The sequence below is a fragment of the Acinetobacter sp. YH12043 genome, from assembly GCF_013419915.1.
GTDB lineage: Bacteria > Pseudomonadota > Gammaproteobacteria > Pseudomonadales > Moraxellaceae > Acinetobacter.
On record NZ_VOZD01000038.1, the window covers coordinates 1 to 21,450 of the forward strand.

At 44.1% G+C, this 21,450-nt stretch carries 18 protein-coding genes and 3 pseudogenes; 12 read left to right on the top strand and 9 right to left on the bottom strand.

The window, feature by feature from the left end; translation table 11 throughout:
* From FTU01_RS14415 to FTU01_RS14435, 5 genes and pseudogenes are all read left to right on the top strand, one after another.
* Positions 1–90: pseudogene (locus FTU01_RS14415) on the top strand (IS5/IS1182 family transposase); the annotation flags it as partial.
* A 175-nt stretch (positions 91–265) separates the two neighbouring features.
* Complete coding sequence (locus FTU01_RS14420) at positions 266–1,114, top strand: class II glutamine amidotransferase (RefSeq protein WP_166137974.1); 849 nt, start codon at positions 266–268, stop codon at positions 1,112–1,114.
* A gap of 294 nt (positions 1,115–1,408) precedes the next feature.
* Positions 1,409–1,864 (top strand): bacteriohemerythrin, encoded by a 456-nt coding sequence (locus tag FTU01_RS14425; RefSeq protein ID WP_004783243.1) that lies wholly within the window; start codon positions 1,409–1,411, stop codon positions 1,862–1,864.
* Positions 1,865–2,023: 159 nt separating this feature from the next.
* The gene (locus FTU01_RS14430) at positions 2,024–3,103 is read left to right on the top strand and encodes a hypothetical protein (protein WP_180002422.1); all 1,080 of its coding nucleotides are present in this window, start codon (positions 2,024–2,026) and stop codon (positions 3,101–3,103) included.
* A complete protein-coding gene (locus FTU01_RS14435; RefSeq protein WP_005221123.1) occupies positions 3,103–3,432 on the top strand; it encodes an RnfH family protein in 330 nt (109 codons plus the stop codon). The genes FTU01_RS14430 and FTU01_RS14435 overlap by 1 nt, the downstream gene beginning before the upstream one ends.
* 103 nt (positions 3,433–3,535) lie before the next feature.
* Here FTU01_RS14435 and FTU01_RS14440 read toward each other — a convergent pair whose 3' ends face one another.
* Entirely contained in the window at positions 3,536–3,934 is a 399-nt protein-coding gene (locus FTU01_RS14440) for an outer membrane protein assembly factor BamE (protein WP_004783238.1), read from the bottom strand.
* A gap of 112 nt (positions 3,935–4,046) precedes the next feature.
* On the opposite strand from FTU01_RS14440, the gene fur reads away from it, so the two are divergent.
* Positions 4,047–4,484 carry a ferric iron uptake transcriptional regulator gene (gene fur, locus FTU01_RS14445; RefSeq protein ID WP_004783237.1) on the top strand — a complete coding sequence of 146 codons (438 nt, stop codon included), beginning with the start codon at positions 4,047–4,049 and terminating at the stop codon, positions 4,482–4,484.
* 66 nt (positions 4,485–4,550) lie between these two features.
* On the opposite strand, the gene FTU01_RS14450 is transcribed toward fur, so the two are convergent.
* Together FTU01_RS14450 and FTU01_RS14455 are read right to left on the bottom strand one after the other, a co-directional pair.
* Entirely contained in the window at positions 4,551–5,672 is a 1,122-nt protein-coding gene (locus FTU01_RS14450) for a PilT/PilU family type 4a pilus ATPase (protein WP_004783234.1), read from the bottom strand.
* Positions 5,673–5,699: 27 nt separating this feature from the next.
* A complete protein-coding gene (locus tag FTU01_RS14455) occupies positions 5,700–6,737 on the bottom strand; it encodes a type IV pilus twitching motility protein PilT (RefSeq protein ID WP_004783232.1) in 1,038 nt (345 codons plus the stop codon).
* A gap of 123 nt (positions 6,738–6,860) precedes the next feature.
* Between FTU01_RS14455 and FTU01_RS14460 the strand changes: the two genes are divergently transcribed.
* Positions 6,861–7,550, top strand: coding sequence for a YggS family pyridoxal phosphate-dependent enzyme (locus FTU01_RS14460; protein WP_180139762.1), 690 nt, complete (start codon positions 6,861–6,863; stop codon positions 7,548–7,550).
* A gap of 31 nt (positions 7,551–7,581) precedes the next feature.
* Here the strand turns inward: FTU01_RS14460 and FTU01_RS14465 are convergent, their stop codons facing one another.
* The 3 genes from FTU01_RS14465 to FTU01_RS14475 are packed head-to-tail and all read right to left on the bottom strand — an operon-like array spanning position 7,582 to position 13,565.
* Positions 7,582–8,688, bottom strand: a complete 1,107-nt coding sequence (locus FTU01_RS14465; RefSeq protein WP_180053948.1) for an acyltransferase — start codon at positions 8,686–8,688, stop codon at positions 7,582–7,584.
* A 3-nt stretch (positions 8,689–8,691) separates the two neighbouring features.
* The gene (locus tag FTU01_RS14470; protein ID WP_180139765.1) at positions 8,692–12,303 is read right to left on the bottom strand and encodes an AAA family ATPase; all 3,612 of its coding nucleotides are present in this window, start codon (positions 12,301–12,303) and stop codon (positions 8,692–8,694) included.
* Positions 12,304–12,311: 8 nt separating this feature from the next.
* Positions 12,312–13,565 (bottom strand): exonuclease SbcCD subunit D C-terminal domain-containing protein, encoded by a 1,254-nt coding sequence (locus FTU01_RS14475; protein ID WP_180139768.1) that lies wholly within the window; start codon positions 13,563–13,565, stop codon positions 12,312–12,314.
* A 629-nt stretch (positions 13,566–14,194) separates the two neighbouring features.
* Between FTU01_RS14475 and FTU01_RS14480 the strand changes: the two genes are divergently transcribed.
* Entirely contained in the window at positions 14,195–14,641 is a 447-nt protein-coding gene (locus FTU01_RS14480; RefSeq protein WP_159123308.1) for an ABZJ_00895 family protein, read from the top strand.
* A 195-nt stretch (positions 14,642–14,836) separates the two neighbouring features.
* On the top strand, positions 14,837–15,742 hold the full coding sequence (locus FTU01_RS14485) for a TIGR01777 family oxidoreductase (RefSeq protein WP_179992938.1): 906 nt from the start codon (positions 14,837–14,839) through the stop codon (positions 15,740–15,742).
* Here the strand turns inward: FTU01_RS14485 and thiO are convergent.
* Positions 15,731–16,852 (bottom strand): glycine oxidase ThiO, encoded by a 1,122-nt coding sequence (thiO, locus tag FTU01_RS14490; RefSeq protein ID WP_180139771.1) that lies wholly within the window; start codon positions 16,850–16,852, stop codon positions 15,731–15,733. The genes FTU01_RS14485 and thiO overlap by 12 nt on opposite strands.
* Positions 16,853–16,872: 20 nt before the next feature.
* Entirely contained in the window at positions 16,873–17,886 is a 1,014-nt protein-coding gene (gene hemB, locus FTU01_RS14495; protein ID WP_175966866.1) for a porphobilinogen synthase, read from the bottom strand.
* Between the two features lie 105 nt (positions 17,887–17,991).
* Here hemB and FTU01_RS14500 point away from each other — a divergent pair, with 105 nt between their 5' ends.
* From FTU01_RS14500 to FTU01_RS14510, 3 genes and pseudogenes are all read left to right on the top strand, one after another.
* Positions 17,992–18,489, top strand: coding sequence for a thioesterase family protein (locus tag FTU01_RS14500; protein ID WP_034703122.1), 498 nt, complete (start codon positions 17,992–17,994; stop codon positions 18,487–18,489).
* Positions 18,490–18,752: 263 nt separating this feature from the next.
* The gene (locus FTU01_RS14505) at positions 18,753–19,898 is read left to right on the top strand and encodes an HlyD family efflux transporter periplasmic adaptor subunit (protein ID WP_179992940.1); all 1,146 of its coding nucleotides are present in this window, start codon (positions 18,753–18,755) and stop codon (positions 19,896–19,898) included.
* Between the two features lie 6 nt (positions 19,899–19,904).
* A pseudogene (locus tag FTU01_RS14510) lies at positions 19,905–21,332 on the top strand (DHA2 family efflux MFS transporter permease subunit); the annotation flags it as partial.
* A gap of 29 nt (positions 21,333–21,361) precedes the next feature.
* On the opposite strand, the pseudogene FTU01_RS14515 reads toward FTU01_RS14510, so the two are convergent.
* A pseudogene (locus FTU01_RS14515) lies at positions 21,362–21,450 on the bottom strand (IS1595 family transposase); the annotation flags it as partial.

Below are 21,450 nucleotides of genomic sequence, written 5' to 3' on the forward strand. Positions count from 1 at the left end.
AGAGGAATAGCTACTCGATATGACAAGCTCAAAAGAAATTATCAAAGTTCTGTTGCCTTAGCCTGTATATTTTTATGGCTACCGTTATAGGGTTAATTATGAACAGTAAGTGTCAACAGACCCTAAACTCCTTTTGCTAAATTAAATATAAAAAAATAGTTTATTAGCATTTTTAGCGCATAGCATTGCAATGATCGAGATTTGAAAAGGTTCAGCCTGTGATGCACAATAACCTTAAGAACACTCTGTGACCTGAATGAAGATTATGTGCCAGCTACTTGGAATGAATTGTGCGACACCAACAGATATTACCTTTTCATTTCGAGGTTTTTCTCAGCGGGCGGGGATTACCTCAGATCATTCTGATGGTTTTGGGATTGCTTTCTTTGAAGATAAGGCTTGCCGGTTATTTGTTGATAATCAGTCAGCTGTTGAATCACCGATTGCAGAATTGGTGCGTAATTATCCGATCAAATCCCGTAATGTAATTGCACATATCCGTAAAGCGACACAAGGCAAAATTAATCTGGAAAATTCGCATCCGTTTAGCCGTGAATTATGGGGACGACAATGGATCTTTGCCCATAATGGTGATTTAAAAGATTTTTTACCTGAGCTTTCTGGACGTTTTACGCCAGTCGGTAACACTGACAGTGAGCGCGCTTTCTGTTATTTGCTGGATCAGCTGGTGAAACATTTTGGTTATGATGAACCGAAGCTGGATCAGGTTTTTGATTTGTTGGCCGAGATTTCTCCATCCATTGCAGAGCATGGCACTTTTAATTTCTGTCTGTCCAATGGTCAGGCTTTATTTACCTATGCAACGACTAAACTGCATTGGCTGGTTCGTGAATATCCATTTAAGCCAGCCCAACTGATTGATATCGAAGTTGAAGTTGATTTTAGCCAAGTCACCACGCCTGAAGATCGGGTCGCTGTGATTACCACAGAGCCGCTAACGCAGAATGAAGAATGGACAGCATTTCAGGAAGGTGAAATGATTTTGTTCAGAGATGGAGCCAAATATCGTTCCCAATTGACACATGTCGCCCGTCTGGAAAGAGAACGTTTGGATCCTTCGCTTAAAAGAGTGACTAAAGCAGATTTATATTAAATCTGGTTAAAATTCGATATTAAAAAACAGGACATCGCTCCTGTTTTTTTGAATTTGATATTTATTTTATAGTGAAATCATTAAAATAAATAAACCATGAAATATAAAATCGATCAAAAAATACTTTATTCTTGTAGTCGGGTTTAAAATATAATTGATTGGATAAACAATGATTTACATTAATTAAGTAGAAAATAAACTGAAAACCAACCGATTTACTTCATTTTTATTTAAATCAATTAGATATATGATCTTTTTCAAGCGATAAATCATTAATATCAATAGGTGGTCGTAATGAAAATGAAATGGGTTCCAGATTATAATACTGGTATCGATGTGATTGACGATCAGCACAAACGAATTCTCGATTATATCAATGAGATTGATGGAATTGATGCCAATACCGATCGTGCTCGTATTAAACAGATTCTAGAAAATATTATTGATTATACCCAGTCTCATTTTACCTTTGAAGAATCACTTCAGGAAGAAGCGGGTTATAAATATCGTGTGCCACATAAACGTGTGCATGACCTGTTTATTAAAAAGATTGAATCTTATCGTGACCGTTTTGAATTGGGACAATCTATTGAAGCGGAATTACATGAAGTATTATCTAAATGGCTGATCAATCATATTCAGCACGATGACGCGGATTATGTCGGTGCGGTAAAAGAAAATATGATGGGAATCATTAAAGATAAAGAAAAGAAAAAGGGTAAAAACTGGTTTGCCCGTTTCTTCTCATAACTCGATTGTTGTTAAAATAAAGATAAATCGGGAAAATAAAAAATAAAGCTTAATAATAAATTTGCGCAGCAAATCACGGGCATGGTGGTTTGCTTTTTTGTTTTTGATTTTCATCGCCTCACAAGGCAAAATAGCGCTAGATTTTTATAGGAATACATCATGCAGGACAATGCTATGTCAAAATGGTTATCGCCTCTGATGGCTTTCTGTTTATCCTTTCTTATTATTGCGACGCTCGCACCGATAACAGGTATTCAGATTGACCGTCAGCTTGATTTCTGGATGTTGTGGTTAGCGACCATGCTAATACTGGCCCTTCCAGTCTGTTATCTGGAAATTGCTTTGGCGAAACGCTCAAAAACCACTGCACTACAGGCATTGTCGAGCCTTACCCGTGAAGCTGATAGTTCTCAGCGCTGGCGTATCGTCGGCTGGCTGGCAGTTGTATTTATTCCGTTCCTTGCGGGTGCGATGCTCAATCATGCTTCTAATGTGATTGCAGTGGCCAATCTCGATGTTCAGCAGCCAGTGATTTTTGCGGTGCTGGCAATTGCTGCATTTGTATTATCGCTGGTGCCACGTTTAATTCTGGTTGGGATTACCACGATCGGTGTACTTGCATCTTTGATCATGGCGAATGTGATGGGAACTGAATTACCGGCTTGGCAGGTAACACCCGTCCAATTCGTAGAGTGGGGCAATGCCACTGTATTGGCTTTGGTGGCGAGTGGTCTAGGTATGGGGCTGTATTGGCAATCAAGTCTGGCTGTCGTAAAACAGCAGGATGTTGCGACTAAAACAGCCTTACCGATTTGGGTGGCGCAGCTATTAGCGATCATCGCCTTTGGTTTCTTTGCAGTAAAAGCTGAAATCCCTGCATTTGCTTTAATCGCAGCCATTGTCGCAGCCGCTGCTTTGCTTATGCAAATGGCACGTGAGCAATTACAGCAACGTCAAATGAATATTATCATTCAGTGGGCGATTGTGATCGCTGCCACCTTGGTCTGGTTAATTCCAAATGTTGCTCCAATTTTCAATAATCTGCTGATTCTTTGGGGACTGGTGATCAGTCTGATTTATGCCTTGTTTGCTGGCTGGATCATGAAGATTAGCCATTTGCGTAAATCGATGAACTTTAGCTCAGAAGCAGTGTATAACATCTGGCGTATTGCGGTTCGTATTGTCTTACCAGTATCAATTATTCTGGCGATTGTTGCGGTATTAGGACAATTTTTCTGATGACTGAGGCAATGATCTGGGTGGCCTATGCTACCCCGGAACAACAGTTTCATATTGCTGTACCTTTCCAGCCCGGCATGACTGCATTGGATGCAATTGAGCAAAGCGGAATCCGTGCACAGGTGGAATTGCCTGAACCTCTGAATCTGGGTATTTTTGGCGCTAAGCTACAGGATCATACCCAGCCATTGGCAGCAGGGGACCGGGTAGAGATTTATCGTGCTTTAACCATTAATCCCAAGGATATCCGCCGTAAACGCGCTGAGAAGAATCCGGTAGGACGTTATGCCAAAGGTAACCGTTTCAAGCAAAATAAACGTTCCGATTAGTGGAATGTGGCTTTATTGAACAGATGGTCTGATTATTTGATAAATCAATCTATTTAATTAAAAAAACCCCTGATCATACAGGGGTTTTTTTATGCAAAAGCGATTATAGTGGTGGGGCATTTAAGATCGCTTCTTTGGAACCTGGTAGACCTGGTTGAGATTCTGGAATGGTTTCCAGACCTTCAATACGCTCTACGATACCAGACTGATTAAAGTAAATTTTTAGATGCTGGCCTTGGGCTGCTGGGATCTTGGCTTTTTTAGCATAGGTTCCTGGGGTATAGTTGTAGATGTAGTCCCAGCGTAGCGGATTGAGCGGATCAGATACTGTTGGACTACCGAGCAGGAAACGCACCTGTTGGTGGCTCATTCCTACCTGAATTTTAGAGGCTTGTGCTTGAGTTAAAGGTGTTCCTTGAGGAATATCAACTTTGTACACACCTAATGTCGAACAGCCGACAAGCAATGAAGTGACGAATAACGTCAGCATGATTTTTTGCATTTTGCTACACTATCCCAAATTAATTATGATGCATTTGATCCAAGGATAGATCATACTGCATCTAAACTTTGTTGCCTATTCCAACTTTGATTTTGTTGAGAGACCTTTTTACATGCCTATTTCAAACCAAGATTTACGAAAAGCTGGACTGAAAGTTACCCTTCCACGAATTAAAATATTAGAACTATTAGAAAACTCTAGACGGCATCACCTTAGCGCTGAAGACATTTATAAGACTTTACTCGAACAAGGGGAAGACGTGGGTCTTGCAACTGTGTATCGTGTGTTAACACAATTTGAGGCAGCAGGGATTATCGAGCGTCATAATTTTGAAAATAATCACTCAGTTTTTGAAATTATGCAGGAAGATCACCATGATCACTTGGTTTGTCAAAATTGCAACAAAGTCGTTGAATTTACAAATGATGTGATTGAACATGAACAGCACGAAGTTGCGAAGAAATTTGGTTTTGCATTGACTGGACATTCACTTAATCTTTACGGTTATTGTGACGCGCCTGAATGTCAGGAAGCTTACCGTAAGAAATAATTCAGCTTTAGGCTGAAATAAAAACAGGCTTTATTAAAAGCCTGTTTTTTTATGCTTTGAAAATGATCAGGTTTGACCATCAAAAGTAATATTGGAATGCGCACGTAATAAATGCTCGCCACCTTCTTCTGACAGTTTGATTTGCAGACGCAGGTCATTTGGTGAGTCGGCATGTTTTAGTGCATCTTTATAGCTAATCTGCTTAGCCTTATACAGGTCATATAATGCCTGGTCGAAGGTTTGCATGCCCAGTTCGCGTGAACGTTTCATCAAATCCTTGATTTCATGCACATCGCCTTTACGGATCAGATCCGCAATCAATGGCGAATTGATCAGGATTTCAATCGCTGCACGGCGGCCATTACCATCGATAGTTGGAATTAGCTGCTGTGCCACAATGGCTTTCATGTTTAGGGACAGATCCATAAACAGCTGGCTGTGACGGTCGGCTTCGAAGAAGTGAATGATACGATCGATGGCCTGGTTGGCGTTGTTGGCGTGCAGGGTCGCAAAAACCAGGTGACCGGTTTCCGCAAAGGCAATCGCATAGTCCATGGTTTCACGAGAACGGATCTCACCGATCAGAATCACGTCTGGTGCTTGACGCAGGGTATTTTTCAATGCGACTTCAAAGGAGTCAGTATCAATGCCGACTTCGCGTTGGGTAATGATACAACCCTTATGCTGGTGCACAAATTCGATCGGGTCTTCAATGGTAATGATATGACCTTTGGAATTTTCATTACGGTAGCCAATCAAAGAGGCGAGGGAAGTTGATTTACCGGTACCGGTTGCACCCACAAAAATAATGATGCCGCGTTTAGTCATTGCCAATTCTTTTAGAATAGGCGGTAATTTCAGCTCATCCATAGTCGGAATGACGGTTTCAATACGACGCAGTACCATACCTGGCTGATCGCGTTGCTGGAATGCGCTGACACGGAAACGTGCCGATTTGTCCGGGTTGCTGATGGCGAAGTTACACTCGCGTGTGTCCGCAAATTCCTTGCGCTGCTTCTCGGTCATGATTGAGTTAAGTAGCTGTCCCACAGCTGCACCCGGTAATTTTACCGAGCCAATCGGTACAATCTGACCATTAATTTTGATAGAGGGTTCAACATCGGCTGTAATGAACAGATCCGAGGCCTTTTTCTCTACCATGTAGTTGAGTAAGCCGTTAAAGTCCATGATAAAACCCCAAAAAATTAATTATTTTTATAAGAATGATTCAGGCTGCTTTGCTGCAGTACGGGCGACTTGCGGACTGATAATGCCTTTCGATACCAGCGTTTTCAGGCTTTGATCCAGCGTGGTCATGCCATAGTTGGCACCAGTTTGAATCGCAGAGTACATCTGTGCCACTTTGTTTTCACGGATCAGGTTACGGATCGCCGGAATACCGATCATGATTTCGTGTGCAGCCACACGACCACCCCCATTTTTCTTCAATAGGGTTTGCGAAATAACAGCTTGCAGCGATTCAGACAACATGGCACGCACCATGTCCTTTTCTTCAGCAGGGAACACGTCAATCACACGGTCAATGGTTTTTGCCGCTGAGGTGGTATGCAGGGTACCGAAGACCAAGTGACCGGTTTCCGCAGCAGTAAGTGCCAGACGGATGGTTTCAAGGTCACGCATCTCACCGACCAGAATAATATCCGGGTCTTCACGTAATGCAGAACGTAATGCTTCATTAAATCCATGCGTATCACGATGTACTTCACGCTGGTTGATCAGACATTTTTTTGATTGGTGTACAAATTCGATTGGATCTTCGACGGTCAGGATATGGTCATAGCGGTTGTCATTGATATAGTCCAGCATTGCCGCCAGCGTCGTTGATTTACCCGAACCGGTTGGTCCTGTCACCAGTACAATACCACGTGGATATTCACAGATATCTTTAAAGATCTGGCCCATACCTAGATCTTCAATGGTCAGTACTTTAGATGGAATGGTACGGAATACTGCGCCTGCACCGCGGTTCTGGTTAAATGCGTTCACACGGAAACGGGCTACGCCTGGAACTTCAAAAGAGAAGTCAGTTTCCAGATTTTCTTCATAATCACGGCGTTGCTTGTCATTCATGATGTCGTACACTAGTTTGTGTACTTCTTTATGTTCTAGTGCAGGCAGGTTGATGCGGCGTACTTCCCCGTCCACACGAATCATGGGTGGTAAACCTGCTGATAAGTGTAAATCCGACGCACCATTTTTAGCAGAAAAGGCTAACAGTTCTGTAATATCCATAAGGTCCCCGAGTTCATTAAAATGTTATTTATTTTGCTAGAATAATAAGGCTTTCCCACAGCTTAACCAACACTTAGTTGATGAGCAAGGGAAAAAAATCCGCACGAAATGAGAACCCCATCAATGAATATGCTGCAACAGTCACGAAATCAGGTTTTAGCTCAGATCCAGTCCGCCTGCGCTCTGGCGGGGCGTGAGCCGGATTCGGTGCAACTTCTGGCCGTCTCCAAAACCCAGCCTAGCCCTGTGCTGGCAGAAATGTATCAGGCTGGTCAGCGTGCCTTTGGTGAAAACTATTTACAGGAAGCACTGGAAAAAATCACGGCACTCAAAGACATGGATATTGAGTGGCATTTTATCGGTCATGTGCAGCGCAACAAGACCAAACATCTGGCAGAAAACTTTGCCTGGGTGCATGGGGTGGATCGTCTGATTATTGCTGAACGTTTATCTAATCAGCGTAGTGATTCTCAAGCTGCACTTAATATCTGTCTGCAAGTCAATATTGATGGGCAGGATAGCAAGGACGGTTGTCAGCCTGAGGAAGTGGCCGATCTAGTAGCACAGATCAGTCAATTACCGAATTTGCGCTTACGTGGTCTGATGGTCATTCCTGCGCCAGAAAATACTCAGGCTTTCGCAGATGCCAAAGCCTTGTTCGAGCAGGTCAAAAGCCATCATGCAAAACCTGAAGACTGGGATACTTTAAGTATGGGGATGTCTGCCGACATGACCGAGGCGATTGCAGCAGGTTCTACCATGGTACGTGTGGGAACTGCCTTGTTTGGTGCGCGTCCTAAAAAAGCGGACTGATGTATACAGACAATTGAGTTGTGGGAAAGCGTTATTGCAGAGTAGTTGATAACGCTTTTTTTCTTTGAGGTTCCAGCCATTTGGCCATAAGCCAGGCAAAGAAAATTAAGCTGCACATACTCATAAATAAAGATAAAACGGCACCCTCAAGACCGTGATCAAGCGTTGCAGGAAAGCAGCCTAGAATAAAAAGCAGTAAAGGGAAATGGGTGACATAAAGTGTATAGGAGAAATTTGCAGATTGAGGCCAAACTGGTTGATATTGGCTTTGTTGATGTTGCAGCTGCACAATCCAGCAGACAACGGCGAGTCCCATACACAGGTTAAACGGCACAAAATAATTTACACGATATAAGTCAGCCTGTTCAATGACATGAAACTGGTAAGCATCCGCACAGGCAATCATAAATGCCAGACCAAATAGGCCCAATTTAATGGGTTGTAGTCGACTTAAAAAACGCAGCTGGATCTGCCGGAATGAATTGGCAAAGGCAACTAGCCAGAGCAGGAAATAAAACAGAAACTGATAGTTCAGTAGAGAAAGCCCTAGAAGCAAGATAAAAAAGCCGATTTTAGCGATTCCAGAATCTTTTAAAAAAGGTAGAAATCCGGCCAGTACATAAAACCAGACTTCAAAGCTCAGGCTCCAGAGCGGCGCATTGGCAGATACCGTCGGTGTAATAAAGCCATTGAGAAAGAATAAAGAACCTAAAAAATCCTGAGTGTCAATGTTATATGCAGTCCGAATCATCATGCCAAAACTGTTCTGGAACTCATGGCTATGTGAAGCAAAAAATGTAGGTGCTAGCGCATATAGAATCAGACTGAAAGCGGATGCAAACAGAAAGGGCGGTAAAATGCGCCGATAACGCTGCCGTATATACTGCCGCAGATTAAAATTTTCATGTTGTTGGATGTTGTTCTGGATCGAAGTCCCGATTAAATAGCCACTGAGCACAAAAAAGATCATCACAGCAGCCTGGCCTAATAGACGTACCCAGGAATATAGGCTCAGATCAAAAGGCGCGATAAAAGCCTGAAAACTATGACTGAATAGCACCACAATGGCACTGATACCCCGTAAGCTCTCAAGTTGTAAGCTGAAATAGGGCGAGAGCTTGTTCGGGATAGAGTTCATGCTTTAACCTATAATCTGAATGGTACTGGCACCGGCACCGACCGGTTTAACCTGAATCTGAACCGGAATCCGTTCATGCATCTCCTGTACATGTGAAATTAGCACCACTTTACGGCCCTGACTCTGCAAATGATCCAGTGCATTCATGACCATATGTAAGGAAGCCGGGTCTAAAGTACCAAAACCTTCATCAATAAATAGCGATTCTAGTTTCATTGAGCCGGAAGCCATATTGGCAATCGCCAAGGCCAGAGCCAGAGAGACCAGGAAGGTTTCACCGCCAGAGAGTGACAGGACAGGACGCACTTCGCTGTTCATATCCAGATCGATAATCGCCAGACTTAAACTGTCTGGAATCCGGTACAGCTGATAACGTGGAGCCAGGGGCTGTAATTGCTGATTGGCATATTCGACCAGAATATCCAGGTGATGTTCCTGCGCGATTTTCTGGAATTTGGTGCCTTCCTTATGGCCGATCAGGTCATAGATCCGACCCCAACGATATTCTTCAGCTTTGACCTGTTCAATCTGATGCTGGTAGCGTTGTAAGGTCGATTGGTTATTGGTATGTATTCTTAATTTGGTGGCAACCTCATTACAGGCATTTTCCTGTTCAGCTTTTTCCTGTGCCAGACTACTTAAGCGCAGTTCAACTTCTTCAAAGCTAAGTTCAGGCTTGGATTTCAAATGATGCTGATATTGTTCTTCCAGAATGTCCCAAGCCGTTTTGGCATTTTCAACCACCTGATGTTGTGCCTGTAATTGCTGGCGAATTTGCTGATGCTGTTGCAAGTCAATATTCAGGCAATGCTGGATATACTCGGCATCAAACGCAGGATGTATATTTTGCCAGTTCTGAATAGATTGCTGGCATTGCCTAATCTGCTGTTCTAGTTGCTGAATCTGAGTGATGAAACTCTGTTTTTTCAGTTCCGCCTGTTGTAAACGCTGATCATGCTGCTGGGTCATCAGACTCTGTGCCCGTAGCTGTTCATCCAACGCCTGTTGTTGTTGCTCCAGACGGTCACGCCATTCCTGTGCCTTAGGATAAATCTGTCCGGCATGGGTAAGGGTCAGATGGTTGAGCTGTTCACGTAGCGCTTTGCCCATATTCAGCGCCGTATCCATCTTTTGCTGTAACTGTCCATCATATTGCTGATGCAGGCTGAGCTGATCACGTGCCTTTTCAATCTGCTGGTTTAAGCTTTGCATGTGAGTCTCTAGGGTTTTGAATTCCTGAGTCTGTTTCTGACGTTGTTGCAGTTGGTGAGATAACTGCTGACAGCTTGATGAGGCATCAGTAATCCAGGATTTCTGCAAGGACTCAGGCAGTAGATTAAGAACCGGATGAATCATTTGTTCTAGCTGTAAATGCTGCTGCATGCTAAAACGTAGCTGATCTAACTGTTGCTGTTGCTGACGCCATTGTTTCCAGTCACTTTGCTGATTTTGCAGGGTCTGTGCTAGCTGCTGTTGCTCTTGTTGAAGTTGAAGCACATGCTGGCCAAGCTGTTGCTGCAAATGATCTGTACTCTGGCTTAAATCCAACAGCAAATCAAATTGCTGAAGGTCCTGATTCAACTGAATCTTCTGCTGTTGTAGTGTCGTATTGAGCTGACTGCTGCGTTGCTGATGTTGCTCAATTAAGGTTTGTAGTTGAGATTGCTGGATTTGTGCTTGCTGCCATGTCTGAGTCAGTTGCTGTAGTTTTTTCTGAGCTTCCTGAAGCTGCTGATCATGTAATTGTTGCAAAGCATTTTCTAGCAGTTCCTGATGCTGTACAAAAGGATGCTCATGACTGCCACAGACCATACAAGGCTCATTTGGTTTCAGCTGTGCACGTAATTCCTGAACACTTTGTGCCTGTAATAAACGTTGCTGAGCCAGTACTTGTTGCAATTGTTCGAAGGCCTGTTCTGCTTCCTGACGTTGTTGCTGTAATTGAACCAGCTCAGTTTCTAGTTGCTTTAAACGATCATGATGGTTTTTTAAATCCCGGTTCAATTGTAGGCTTTCAGCTTCTAAGCCAGCCATTTGCTGTACGGTTCGCATTAAAGCTTCAAGCTTCGAATGCTGGGTACTGAGTTGCTGTTGTTGGGTCTGGAACTGTTGGATTTGCTGTTCAAGCTGGTCCAGATGAGTATAGCGCTGAGTGAGTTCCTGCAAGCTGGCAGATAAAGCCTGTTGCTGCTGTTCCAGTTCAGTGCGGCTAGATTGGAAAAGTGCTGAGTGCTGCCGCATGAATTTCTGATGCAGTTCCTGATAATCCTGCAAGCGTTGTAAGGTTGCTTGTGGCTCGTCATCAAAAACCGCTAAGAAGCTCTGTTGTTCTAGTTGCTTTTGAATCTGCTGGTACTGAGCCTGAACCTGTTGTAACCGTTGCTCAGTCTGCACCAGTTGATTCTGAACAGGCTGAATCTTCTGGGTTCTATAGGTCTGCTGTTCAGCTGCAAGCTGTCTGTACTGATCGCCAATCGACAGCATTTCATGATCCAGCTTGAGTCCCTGATTCAGATAAGGTTTGATCTTCTGGAACTCTTGTTCATGCTGTTGTTGCTGTTGCTGAATGTGCTGCAACTTGTGCTGTTCGCTATCACGTTGCTGTTGAACTGCTGTGAATTCGGCAACAAAGTTTTGCTGATCAATCAGTAAATAGCTACGCTGCTTTTGAAACTGCTGTTGCTGGACAAACTGTTCCCGAATCTGCTGAAACTGGTCCAGTTGATCTAATAACTGTTTTTGCGGTGCCATCTTCTGTTCAGCATCCAGTTGAACCGTATAGATTTCTTTTTTTGCCTGAATTTCAGTATAAAGATAATGCTGCTGGCGATGCCATTTCAGGTCATTTTCCAGTACCTTTTCGCTCTGGTTTAGATGCTCAACCGCTTGTTTTAAAGTAGTGTGTTGCTGCTGCAGAGCAGCAATATCTTCTTCAGATAACAGTTCCAGATGACCGATTAATTTTTCCAGATCAGCACGTTTCTGTTTCACTTCACTATGTTTTTCAAATGCTTTCTGGCTGACCAGACTGAAAATCTGAGAATTGGTCAGATATTCAAGTAGATCAGCACGTTCATTATCTTTGGCTTTTAAAAAGGCACCAACCTCAGACTGTGCTAATAGAACCGCACGGGTAAACTGCTCGAAACTCAAGCCGACCAGTTTTTCAATCAGCGGCGTGCATTCAGAAATTTTCTGATTCAACACGCGTTGATCATCCAGACAGGTAATAGCACGATCGACCTTTAAATTGCCATCCACTTTCTGCCGGGCACGACGAATTTCCCAACGTGCGGTATAACGTTTTTGGTCTAAGGCAATAAACTCAAGCTCGGCAAAACCCTGTACGCAACCACGGCGCAGAATATTTTTGGAATCCTTGATCGAGACATCCTGTCCACCTGCATCTTTCAGACTACCTGTGGCACCTTTTAAACGTGGAATTTCGTTATACAGCGCCAGGCACATGGCATCGAGCAGAGTAGATTTACCAGCACCGGTTTTTCCGGTAATCGCAATCAGTCCGGCATGTGCCAGAGGATTTGATTCAAAATCAATATGATGCGTACCAGCGAGAGAGGCGAGGTTATTTAGGCTCAGACGGATAATTTTCATGGCTGATCCTAAGCTTGTTGTTTTTGTGCAAGTTCATGTTGGGCTTCGACCAGTAACTGCTGAAAATCCTGCTGCACCGAATGATCCTGGCTATAGCCCATTTTTTCCCAGATATTGAAAAACAGTGATTCAGGTGTTGGAGGTGCCAAGTCAATTTTAGAGCTATCAGCCTGATCTTCTGCTTGTCGTTGATAAATCCGGCTGATGCGTAGCAGACGATAACGATTTGGCGGCAGTGCCTGTTCAATCTGCTGACGTAAATCTACCGGTGGCGGTGCATCGGTAGTGTATTCAATTTCCAGAAAATGTCGTGCTGCCAGATGCTCAATTTCCCCAGTCGGCAGTGCTTTTACTTTGCTGAGCAGATTTTCCAGATTTTCCCGGATTCTAAACAGCTCGACAGTACGAGGAACTTTCAGCGCTTCAAACTGAAAACGCTGTTCAGCATTTTGCTCAGGATCGATTCTGACTTCAACGACCTGATGCGAATAGTTGATCTCACTAAAGGATAAGGGAATCGGGGAGCCACTATAGCGGATATGCGGCTGACCGACTTTCTGCGGTTTATGCAGATGTCCCAGAGCGACATAGTCAATGACTTCATCAAATAACGCCGTTGAGAGAGCTTCTTCATTGCCGACAATAATGGGGCGTTCGGAATCGGAAGTTTCACCGCCTTGCATATGTGCATGTGACATAAGAATCAGTGCCTGATGTGGCTGCTTACGTGCTTTGGCTTCGGCAATCAACTGTTGGTGCAGATAGCTGATGGCATTCTGGCTATTATGGGTATGTTCATTAATACCGGTAATTTCGGCACTGCGCAAATAAGGTAGAGTTAGGCACCAGGCAATAATCTCTTGCTGCTGGTCATAAATCGGAACCAGCAAACGATCCAGATCAAGAGTATTGTCCGCAGTCCGGCCGACAATACCCACCGCTTTGGCATTGAATTTAGTGAGTAAAGGCTGAACCTGTTCAATTCGATAACCTGAATCATGGTTGCCGGCAATCATCAGGGTTTGCATATGCGGTGCCAGCTCATGAGCATCGGCAAGGAATTGATAAAGCTGTCTTTGGGCACTGGAAGCGGGATTGATGACATCAAAAATATCACCGGCAATCAGTAGGGCATGTGGCTGTTTTTCCTTGATTTGTTCAAGAAGCCATTTCAGGAATTGTGCATGTTCAAATTCACGGTCATGGTTATGGAAAAATTGTCCCAAATGCCAATCAGAAGTATGTAGAAAATGAACTGCCATGTATACCCACCTTTATTTTTGCCTTCCTACTATAGAAAAAAGCCCAGCTAAAAATCTACTTGAAAAAAATATTTTGATCTATTTCATTGCTACACGTCATTGAAACTATTTTCAGCGTAGTTTTGAATATCAGAATAATACTTGTGAAATCAATAAAATGTGATGTTCATATATAAAGTATTGAATACAGCGTTTTTATTTTAAATTTTACTTCAGGCATTTTTCATAGCATCTGGGTAGCAGAACCAATATTTTTTATAAAAATTGCTAAAAACAGACTTGAAAAAATGCAGCCGATCATTATTTTATGCTGCATAAGAAGCTAATAAAGATTGGCAGGCGAATTGTTAAAAACGGTTCGTCCAAAAAATAAAAACCGACGATTCGAGTGATGATGAAATCGTCGGTCAAAGATTTGTGTATAGTGAAAATTTTGGCTGCTATTCAAAATTTTCTAAAACACTGGACTTATTGCTTTAGCAAAGAGAACGAAAATTTGTGGATGCCAGTCCAAATTTCCGAACCTTGTACCCTATATAACGTCAGCATCTCGCTTTAGGTTGACAATAAAATGAAAAAAAAATTAATTTTTTTTATACTAGTTGATTAATCGTCCTTGAGTCCTACTGATGGTGCCTCTAACTCGCTATTTTCTCTGGTTTTTCTTCCTATGCTTTATTTTTACCTGCATTTGCGGGGTTGTGGCGGCGTTAATGCCGACTGGCATGGGTGCAGTATTAACCATTGTGCCTTATCTGGTGGCGATGATCTGGGTACTGTTTAAGTTTTTAAAACAGGAACAACGGGCGCCAACCCAAGCAGAACGTAAAAAATTCACCTTGGGATTCAGCCTGATTTACTGGGGCTATAATCTGGTATTTTTAATTCTAGGGATTGCTATTGCGACGCGTTCCAATCCGAATGCCTGGCAGGACTTTTTACTATATCTGCAACAGCCCCAATTTATGAGTATTGTCGTGATCATGTTCCTGCTCATCGCGATTCCGCTTTATCTGCTGACCTACTGGTTTTATGGCAAACAGGCACAGCGTATGGCGGCAAAAATGTTTGGCTAAGATTTCGACTCTTTATATCAAAATCGTTGAGATTAAATTCAAGATGCTAAATCAGGCTATATAGAAAATTAGAAGTTTTCTGTATGGCATGATGAGACAATTTTGCATTCATCGACCCATATCACTTTCCCGAATATTCTGATTCATAAGTGACGTATAATTTGAGCAATACAATAATAATGGCACAGAATAACCATGTATAAACCTGTAGTCCTCATGACAGGCGCCAGCGGTTTTATTGGCAGCCATCTGGTGAAATTTTTACTGGCTCGTGATTATGCCGTGATCGGCCTGACCCGGCAGAAAAAATTGCGAGAAGAGCATCCTGATTTTCACTGGATTAATAATCTGGAAGAATTGAAAAATCATCAGATTGACTATGTGATTAATCTGGCTGGTGAAAGTATCGGTCAGGGTCGCTGGACAGCCGCCCGCAAAAAGAAATTGCTGGACAGTCGGCTAAATACCACCAGGCAGTTATATGACTATCTAGAGAAAAATCAGATTAAGCCCAAACGTATTATTTCGACTTCAGCGGTCGGCTACTATGGAATCGATCCGCAAGAACACTGGGAGACGGTGTGTACTGAACAAAGTCCACCACAATCCATTTTTATGTCAGAACTATGTGAGAAGTGGGAAAAACTGGCCTTGTCTTATACCGGGCAGGACACCAAAATTGTTCGCTTTGCTGTGGTGTTTGGTCAAGGAGGCGGGATTCTTCCGCAGATGTTATTGCCAATTAAGCTGAATATATTTGGCCGGATTGGTCATGGGCGTCAGCCGGTGACCTGGGTACATCTACAGGATGTCATGCGGGCGATCGAATTTCTGATGCAGCAGCCGACCCAGCAACAGGTATTTAATGTGGTGGCACCTGAAAAAGTCAGTCAGGCGCAATTTGTCCGGATCGCAGCACAGGTGCTGAAGCGTAAACCTTTATTACCGTTACCAGCTTGCAGTATGAAAATGATGCTAGGTGAACAGTCACAACTGATTCTGAATGGTCAATATGTCCAGCCCAAAGCTTTGCAGGAAGCCGGATTTGAATTTAGCTATCCGACCCTGAAAGAAGCTTTGATTGAAATTTTAAACCGTTAAAGAGTGCGGCTGTAAACGCTGTACCGGACTATAAGGCTGTGGATCTACGATGGTCGGTTGTTCCAGGATTAACTGAGACAGCAATTTTCCAGAAGCAGCACCCATACATAAGCCATTACGGAACTGGCCAAAATTGGTCCAGAGATTGTTCAGATGCGGAATTTTGCCGATATAGGGAATGCCATCCGGGGAGCTTGGTCGTAGACCAGCCCACTGTTTCACAATTGGGAAATCAGCCAGCTCCGGTACCATTTCCAGGCAGGCTTCCAAAATATCCTGACGGATTTCAGCAGAAGGCGAAGTATCAAAACCGACCTGACGCATGCTGGAACCACACAGTACATGACCATCACGACGTGGAATCAGATACATGACCTTGTTCATGCACATGGTTGGTAGCCAGTTTTCTGGTGTTTTAAACAGCAACATCTGGCCTTGAACCGGATGAACTGGAATGTCCAGACCGAGCTGTTCAGACCAGCGTGCAGACCATGCACCGGTGGCAATGACGAACTGATCTGCTTTAAAGCTCAGGCCATTTTTAGTGGAAACACTGTGTACATGATCTTGCTGGATATTTAGCTGACTAATATTGCAATGCTCTTGCCAAGTGACACGCGGATGCTGTTTAAGGTAAGCAATAATGGACTGTAACAGTCGCGGATTGCGGATATTGGAAAGTTCTGGAAAATAGATCGCCTGTTTGAATTTTAGATCTACTTTACTATTAATCTGCTGAATCTGAGGCTGATCCAGGTATTCGGCATGTTGCTGCGGATCTTGATATTGCTCGGCATAGTGTAATCCAATCTCAAAATCAGATTCATCAAAAATCAGCATACCGGTTTCGTGAATCTGGAAATCAATGCCAGTCACCGGTTGCAGTTTCTGGTTCCATTCCTGATACAACGGTTTGGCATGGCGGGCGAGGGCATTAACGGCATTAGGATAACGCCAGGGATACATCGGGGAGAGGATACCACCTCCGGCCCAAGAGGCTGCCTGTCCAGCCGCTTGCTGATCGAAAATCGTAATAGAACATCCCTGTTCAAGCAATTCCAGAGCTGACATCAAACCGGTGATGCCTGCTCCGATAATGGCGATATGCATTGCGCCAAGGTCCTTCTATTTTATTTCATGTCTTTCAGTTTGAGCGCCGCTTCTTCCGCGAAGTAGGTCCAGATACCATCTGCACCGGCACGGCGGCAGCACATCAGGGATTCAAGAATCACGCTATCAGATAACCAGCCATTCTGAATCGCAGCAGCCAGCATGGCATATTCGCCACTAACTTGATAAATAAAAGTAGGTACACCGAAGGTATCTTTGACTTCACGAACCACATCCAGATAAGGCATCCCCGGTTTAACAATCACCATATCTGCACCTTCCTGGATATCCAGTGCAATTTCATGCAGTGCCTCGGCACGGTTACCGAAATCCATTTGGTAATTGTATTTATTGCCGCCTTTCAGGTTGCTGGCAGAACCAACCGCATCACGGAATGGACCGTAGAAACTAGACGCATATTTGGCTGAATAAGCCATAATAGAGGTATAGATATGGCCATTCTGTTCAAAGGCCTGACGAATTGCACCGATGCGGCCATCCATCATGTCACTTGGCGCGACAATATCAGCACCGGCTTCGGCATGGCTTAAAGTCTGCTTGATCAGTGCTTCAACCGTTTCATCATTCAGCACGTAACCGGTTTCATCAATGATGCCATCCTGGCCATGCGTGGTATAAGGGTCTAGCGCGCCATCAGTGATCAGCACCATTTCCGGTAATTCTTTTTTCAGCAGGCGAACGGTCTTCTGTACCAAGCCATCTTCATGCCAAGCGGCTTCTGCAGTCAGACTTTTATCTTCTTGTGGTGTGACTGGGAACAGCGCCAGCTTATTGACACCCAGTTCCAGCAAACGTTCTGATTTTTTTAACAACAAGTCAGCAGACAGGCGCTGCACATTTGGCATACTTGGAATGTCTTGGGTCTGATTTTGTCCCGGCAGCACAAATACTGGATAAATCAAGTGATCAGCACTGAGATGGGTTTCACGTACCATAGAACGTAAATGCTCATTTTTACGAATACGACGCATGCGAGTTGCAGGAAACGCGGGACGATTGAACGTATAGGTCATAAAAATCTCAGTAATCAGTATTAAACTAGGCCCCTATTGTAGCCCTATCTGAATTTTTTGGGCATAAATTAGCGGTTTTTTATTGTTGTAGCTTCGGGCAGACTTATGACTAAGACAGAAAGAAATTGGACAGGTAATATACATTTAGGTGCAAAAGTGGATATTGAAGTGGTCTTAAACCAGTTGGTACACGCTTTTAATACCTCTCCTTTTTTTAAGCATAATGGCATGACCATGCGAGTGGTCGATGGTCAGATCGAAGCATATGTTGAAATGCAGGATTTCATGATTGGCAATGTGGCATTTCAGATTCTGCATGGTGGTCTTGCAGCGACCATACTCGACAGTATTGGCGGAATTGTGGCGATGGGTGAGCTGTATAAGAAAGCCGAACCGGAAACTATTGCCGATACGATTAAAAAGGTATCACGTCTGGCGACGGTTGATATGCGCGTGGATTATCTAGCGCCCGGTCGTGGTAAATATTTTATTGCCCGTGCAGAAACCTTACGTTTGGGGCGTAAGGGTTGTACCATGCGTATGACCATGGTCAATGATGATGACAAGCCAATTGCTACAGCGATTGCTTCATATGCCTATTAATTAAGTTTATCTCCTCAATCCTGGCTCACTTCGGGCCCGAACTAAGCCCTTATTCCTGGAATAGGGGCTTAGTTTTTTAAACTTCCGAGTAATATTTTTTTGCATATTTTCTAATTTTTATTATTAGAATGCATGAAAATTAAATTAATACGGCTTTCTCATTTTACCCATTGATCAATAAACGGGATATGAATCTATACATTCATGTCAGTGCTGGTCAGTGTGGCTGCGTGACCAAGTCTGTTGGATTTAGGAAAAAATCAATGACAGATGTACAAGACACCCTGCCAGAAAACGCATCAGATACAACTTCGGATCAAGCTTTAAAAAATAAACGTAAAAAAGCCCTGAGTATTGTTGCCCTCCTTATGGTGATTGCACTGGTGCTGTTTCTGGTGTGGAAATTCTTTCTGAACAATTCAGTCAGTACTGAAAATGCTTATGTCGGTGCTGAAACGGCTTCTATCACGTCTATGGTGAGTGGCCAGGTTGCTGAAGTACTTGTCCATGATACCCAAGCGGTCAAACAGGGCGATATCCTGGCCAAAATCGATGACCGTGATGCCAAAATTGCAGTGGCTCAGGCACGTGCAGAACTGACCAAAGCCAAGCGCCAGTACAAACAGACTGCGGCCAATAGCGGGGCTTTAAGCTCACAGATTGGGGTTAGTGATGATGCAATTCGCAGTGCCGAAGCCCAGCTGGCTCAGGCTCAGGCAGCCTTACATAAAGCACAAGATGAATATACGCGTCGTGAAAAACTCAGTGCGAGCGGTGCAGTGTCTAAAGAAGAACTCAGTACAGCACAATCTGCATTGGATACGGCCAAAGCTGGCGTAGCTTCTGCTGAAGCGGGTCTGGCACAAGCAAGATCCAGCCAGAAAGCCGCACAAAGCAATTTAGCGGCGAATGAAGCCTTGATTCAAGGCGCGAATGAAAATTCGACTCCTGATGTACTTGTGGCTGAAGCCAAACTGAAACAGGCCGAGCTAGACTTAGAACGTACTGTAATTAAAGCACCTTTTGATGGGGTGGTTTCACGCCGTTCAATTCAGGTGGGTCAACGTGTTGCGCCAGGTACAATGCTGATGATGGTCGTACCAGTAGATCAGCTCTATGTTGATGCCAATTTCAAAGAAAGCCAGCTGGAAAAAGTCCGTGTCGGGCAGAAAGCTGAACTGACGTCTGATCTGTATGGTAAATCGGTGAAATATCACGGCACTGTGGTTGGCTTCTCTGGCGGTACAGGTTCAGCGTTTGCTCTGATTCCGGCTCAGAATGCCACAGGCAACTGGATCAAGGTGGTACAGCGTTTGCCAGTGCGTATTCAGCTGGATCCGAAAGAGCTGGCTGAGCATCCGCTACGTGTGGGTCTGTCGATGGAAGCTGAAATCCACTTCAAGAAGTAATTCCCGATGAATAAATATGTTCCATATGGGAATCTGACTGGCGGCAAGCTGATGCTGGCGGCCTTTGTGCTGGCATTGGCCAATTTCATGGTCGTGCTGGACATGACCATTGCCAATGTCTCGGTGCCGCATATTACCGGTAGTCTGGCAGTGTCCAGCTCGCAAGGTACTTGGGTTATTACGTCTTATGCAGTCGCAGAAGCGATCTGTGTACCTTTGACAGGATGGCTGGCGGGTCGCTTTGGTAGCGTGCGCCTGTTTGGTGTCTGCCTGCTGGGTTTTACCATTTTTTCGATTCTATGCGGGATTTCTACCAGTCTGGAAATGCTGGTGTTTTGCCGGATCGGGCAGGGGTTGTTCGGTGGCCCAATCATGCCGCTAAGCCAGACTTTATTACTGCGAATTTTCCCACCTGAAAAACAATCCCAAGCGATGGGGATGTGGGCAATGACCACCGTTGTCGGTCCAATTCTCGGCGGTACGATTAGTGATAACCTGTCTTGGCACTGGATTTTCTTTATTAATATCCCGGTGGGTTTGTTCTGCGGTCTGGCTGCATTGAAGCTATTAAAACCAGCAGAAACTGAAACCAATGCTTTGAAGATTGATAAAGGTGGTTTATTCCTGCTGATTCTGTGGATTGGTGCGCTGCAGTTGATGCTGGATCTTGGTCATGAACATGACTGGTTTAGCAGCTCCTTTATCAGCACATTGGCGGTGCTTGCCATAGTTGGTTTAATCATCTTTACCATCTGGGAACTGACTGAACGGCATCCGATCGTAGATATCCGGATTTTCCGATATCGCGGATTTACCTTTGCTGTGCTGTCATTGGCCTTTGCCTTCGGTGCCTTCTTTTCCAGTATTGTTCTCATTCCGCAATGGGTGCAGATTAATCTCGGTTATACCGCAACTTGGGCAGGTTATCTGACCGCGACCATGGGTTTTGGTAGCCTGTTGATGTCACCGATTGTGGCGAAGATGGCGACTAAATATGACCAGCGCATTCTGGCCAGTTTTGGTTTAACCTTGCTCGCCGTTGTGACTTTGATGCGGGCATTCTGGACTACGGATGCTGATTTTATGGCATTGGCCTGGCCACAGATTCTGCAAGGTTTTGCGGTGCCATTCTTCTTCATTCCACTCTCCAATATGGCATTGGCCTCAGTCCAGCCTCAGGAAATGGCTTCAGCGGCTGGTTTGATGAACTTTCTGCGGACCATGGCTGGAGCGATCGGAGCTTCAATTGCAGTCACGATCTGGGATGATCATAGTAAAGTGGCCCGCAGTGAGCTGGTCGGTAAACTGAATGTCGAAGAAACTCAGAATACCTTAATGGCACAGGGCATGAGTTCGGACAGTGCCTTGGGTTATATTTCCAGTCTGGTGGATAAAGAAGCATTAACGCTGTCTGCTAATCACCTATTTTTTATGGCTCTAGACTAGCAGATTTACACTTAATTTTACCTAATGAGGTTCCACAGCTCAGTTGCTAACTCATTAGGTTCCCTCATCCAACGCCATTCAGTTTCTTTAAGATGATAATCAAAGT

Excerpts from the sequence above, each read along its gene's own strand:
- FTU01_RS14420 (WP_166137974.1), top strand. The coding sequence starts at position 266 with ATGTGCCAGCTACTTGGAATGAATTGTGCGACACCAACAGATATTACC.
- FTU01_RS14425 (WP_004783243.1), top strand. The coding sequence starts at position 1,409 with ATGAAAATGAAATGGGTTCCAGATTATAATACTGGTATCGATGTGATT.
- FTU01_RS14430 (WP_180002422.1), top strand. The coding sequence starts at position 2,024 with ATGCAGGACAATGCTATGTCAAAATGGTTATCGCCTCTGATGGCTTTC.
- FTU01_RS14435 (WP_005221123.1), top strand. The coding sequence starts at position 3,103 with ATGACTGAGGCAATGATCTGGGTGGCCTATGCTACCCCGGAACAACAG.
- FTU01_RS14440 (WP_004783238.1), bottom strand. The coding sequence starts at position 3,934 with ATGCAAAAAATCATGCTGACGTTATTCGTCACTTCATTGCTTGTCGGC.
- fur (WP_004783237.1), top strand. The coding sequence starts at position 4,047 with ATGCCTATTTCAAACCAAGATTTACGAAAAGCTGGACTGAAAGTTACC.
- FTU01_RS14450 (WP_004783234.1), bottom strand. The coding sequence starts at position 5,672 with ATGGACTTTAACGGCTTACTCAACTACATGGTAGAGAAAAAGGCCTCG.
- FTU01_RS14455 (WP_004783232.1), bottom strand. The coding sequence starts at position 6,737 with ATGGATATTACAGAACTGTTAGCCTTTTCTGCTAAAAATGGTGCGTCG.
- FTU01_RS14460 (WP_180139762.1), top strand. The coding sequence starts at position 6,861 with ATGAATATGCTGCAACAGTCACGAAATCAGGTTTTAGCTCAGATCCAG.
- FTU01_RS14465 (WP_180053948.1), bottom strand. The coding sequence starts at position 8,688 with ATGAACTCTATCCCGAACAAGCTCTCGCCCTATTTCAGCTTACAACTT.
- FTU01_RS14470 (WP_180139765.1), bottom strand. The coding sequence starts at position 12,303 with ATGAAAATTATCCGTCTGAGCCTAAATAACCTCGCCTCTCTCGCTGGT.
- FTU01_RS14475 (WP_180139768.1), bottom strand. The coding sequence starts at position 13,565 with ATGGCAGTTCATTTTCTACATACTTCTGATTGGCATTTGGGACAATTT.
- FTU01_RS14480 (WP_159123308.1), top strand. The coding sequence starts at position 14,195 with ATGGTGCCTCTAACTCGCTATTTTCTCTGGTTTTTCTTCCTATGCTTT.
- FTU01_RS14485 (WP_179992938.1), top strand. The coding sequence starts at position 14,837 with ATGTATAAACCTGTAGTCCTCATGACAGGCGCCAGCGGTTTTATTGGC.
- thiO (WP_180139771.1), bottom strand. The coding sequence starts at position 16,852 with ATGCATATCGCCATTATCGGAGCAGGCATCACCGGTTTGATGTCAGCT.
- hemB (WP_175966866.1), bottom strand. The coding sequence starts at position 17,886 with ATGACCTATACGTTCAATCGTCCCGCGTTTCCTGCAACTCGCATGCGT.
- FTU01_RS14500 (WP_034703122.1), top strand. The coding sequence starts at position 17,992 with ATGACTAAGACAGAAAGAAATTGGACAGGTAATATACATTTAGGTGCA.
- FTU01_RS14505 (WP_179992940.1), top strand. The coding sequence starts at position 18,753 with ATGACAGATGTACAAGACACCCTGCCAGAAAACGCATCAGATACAACT.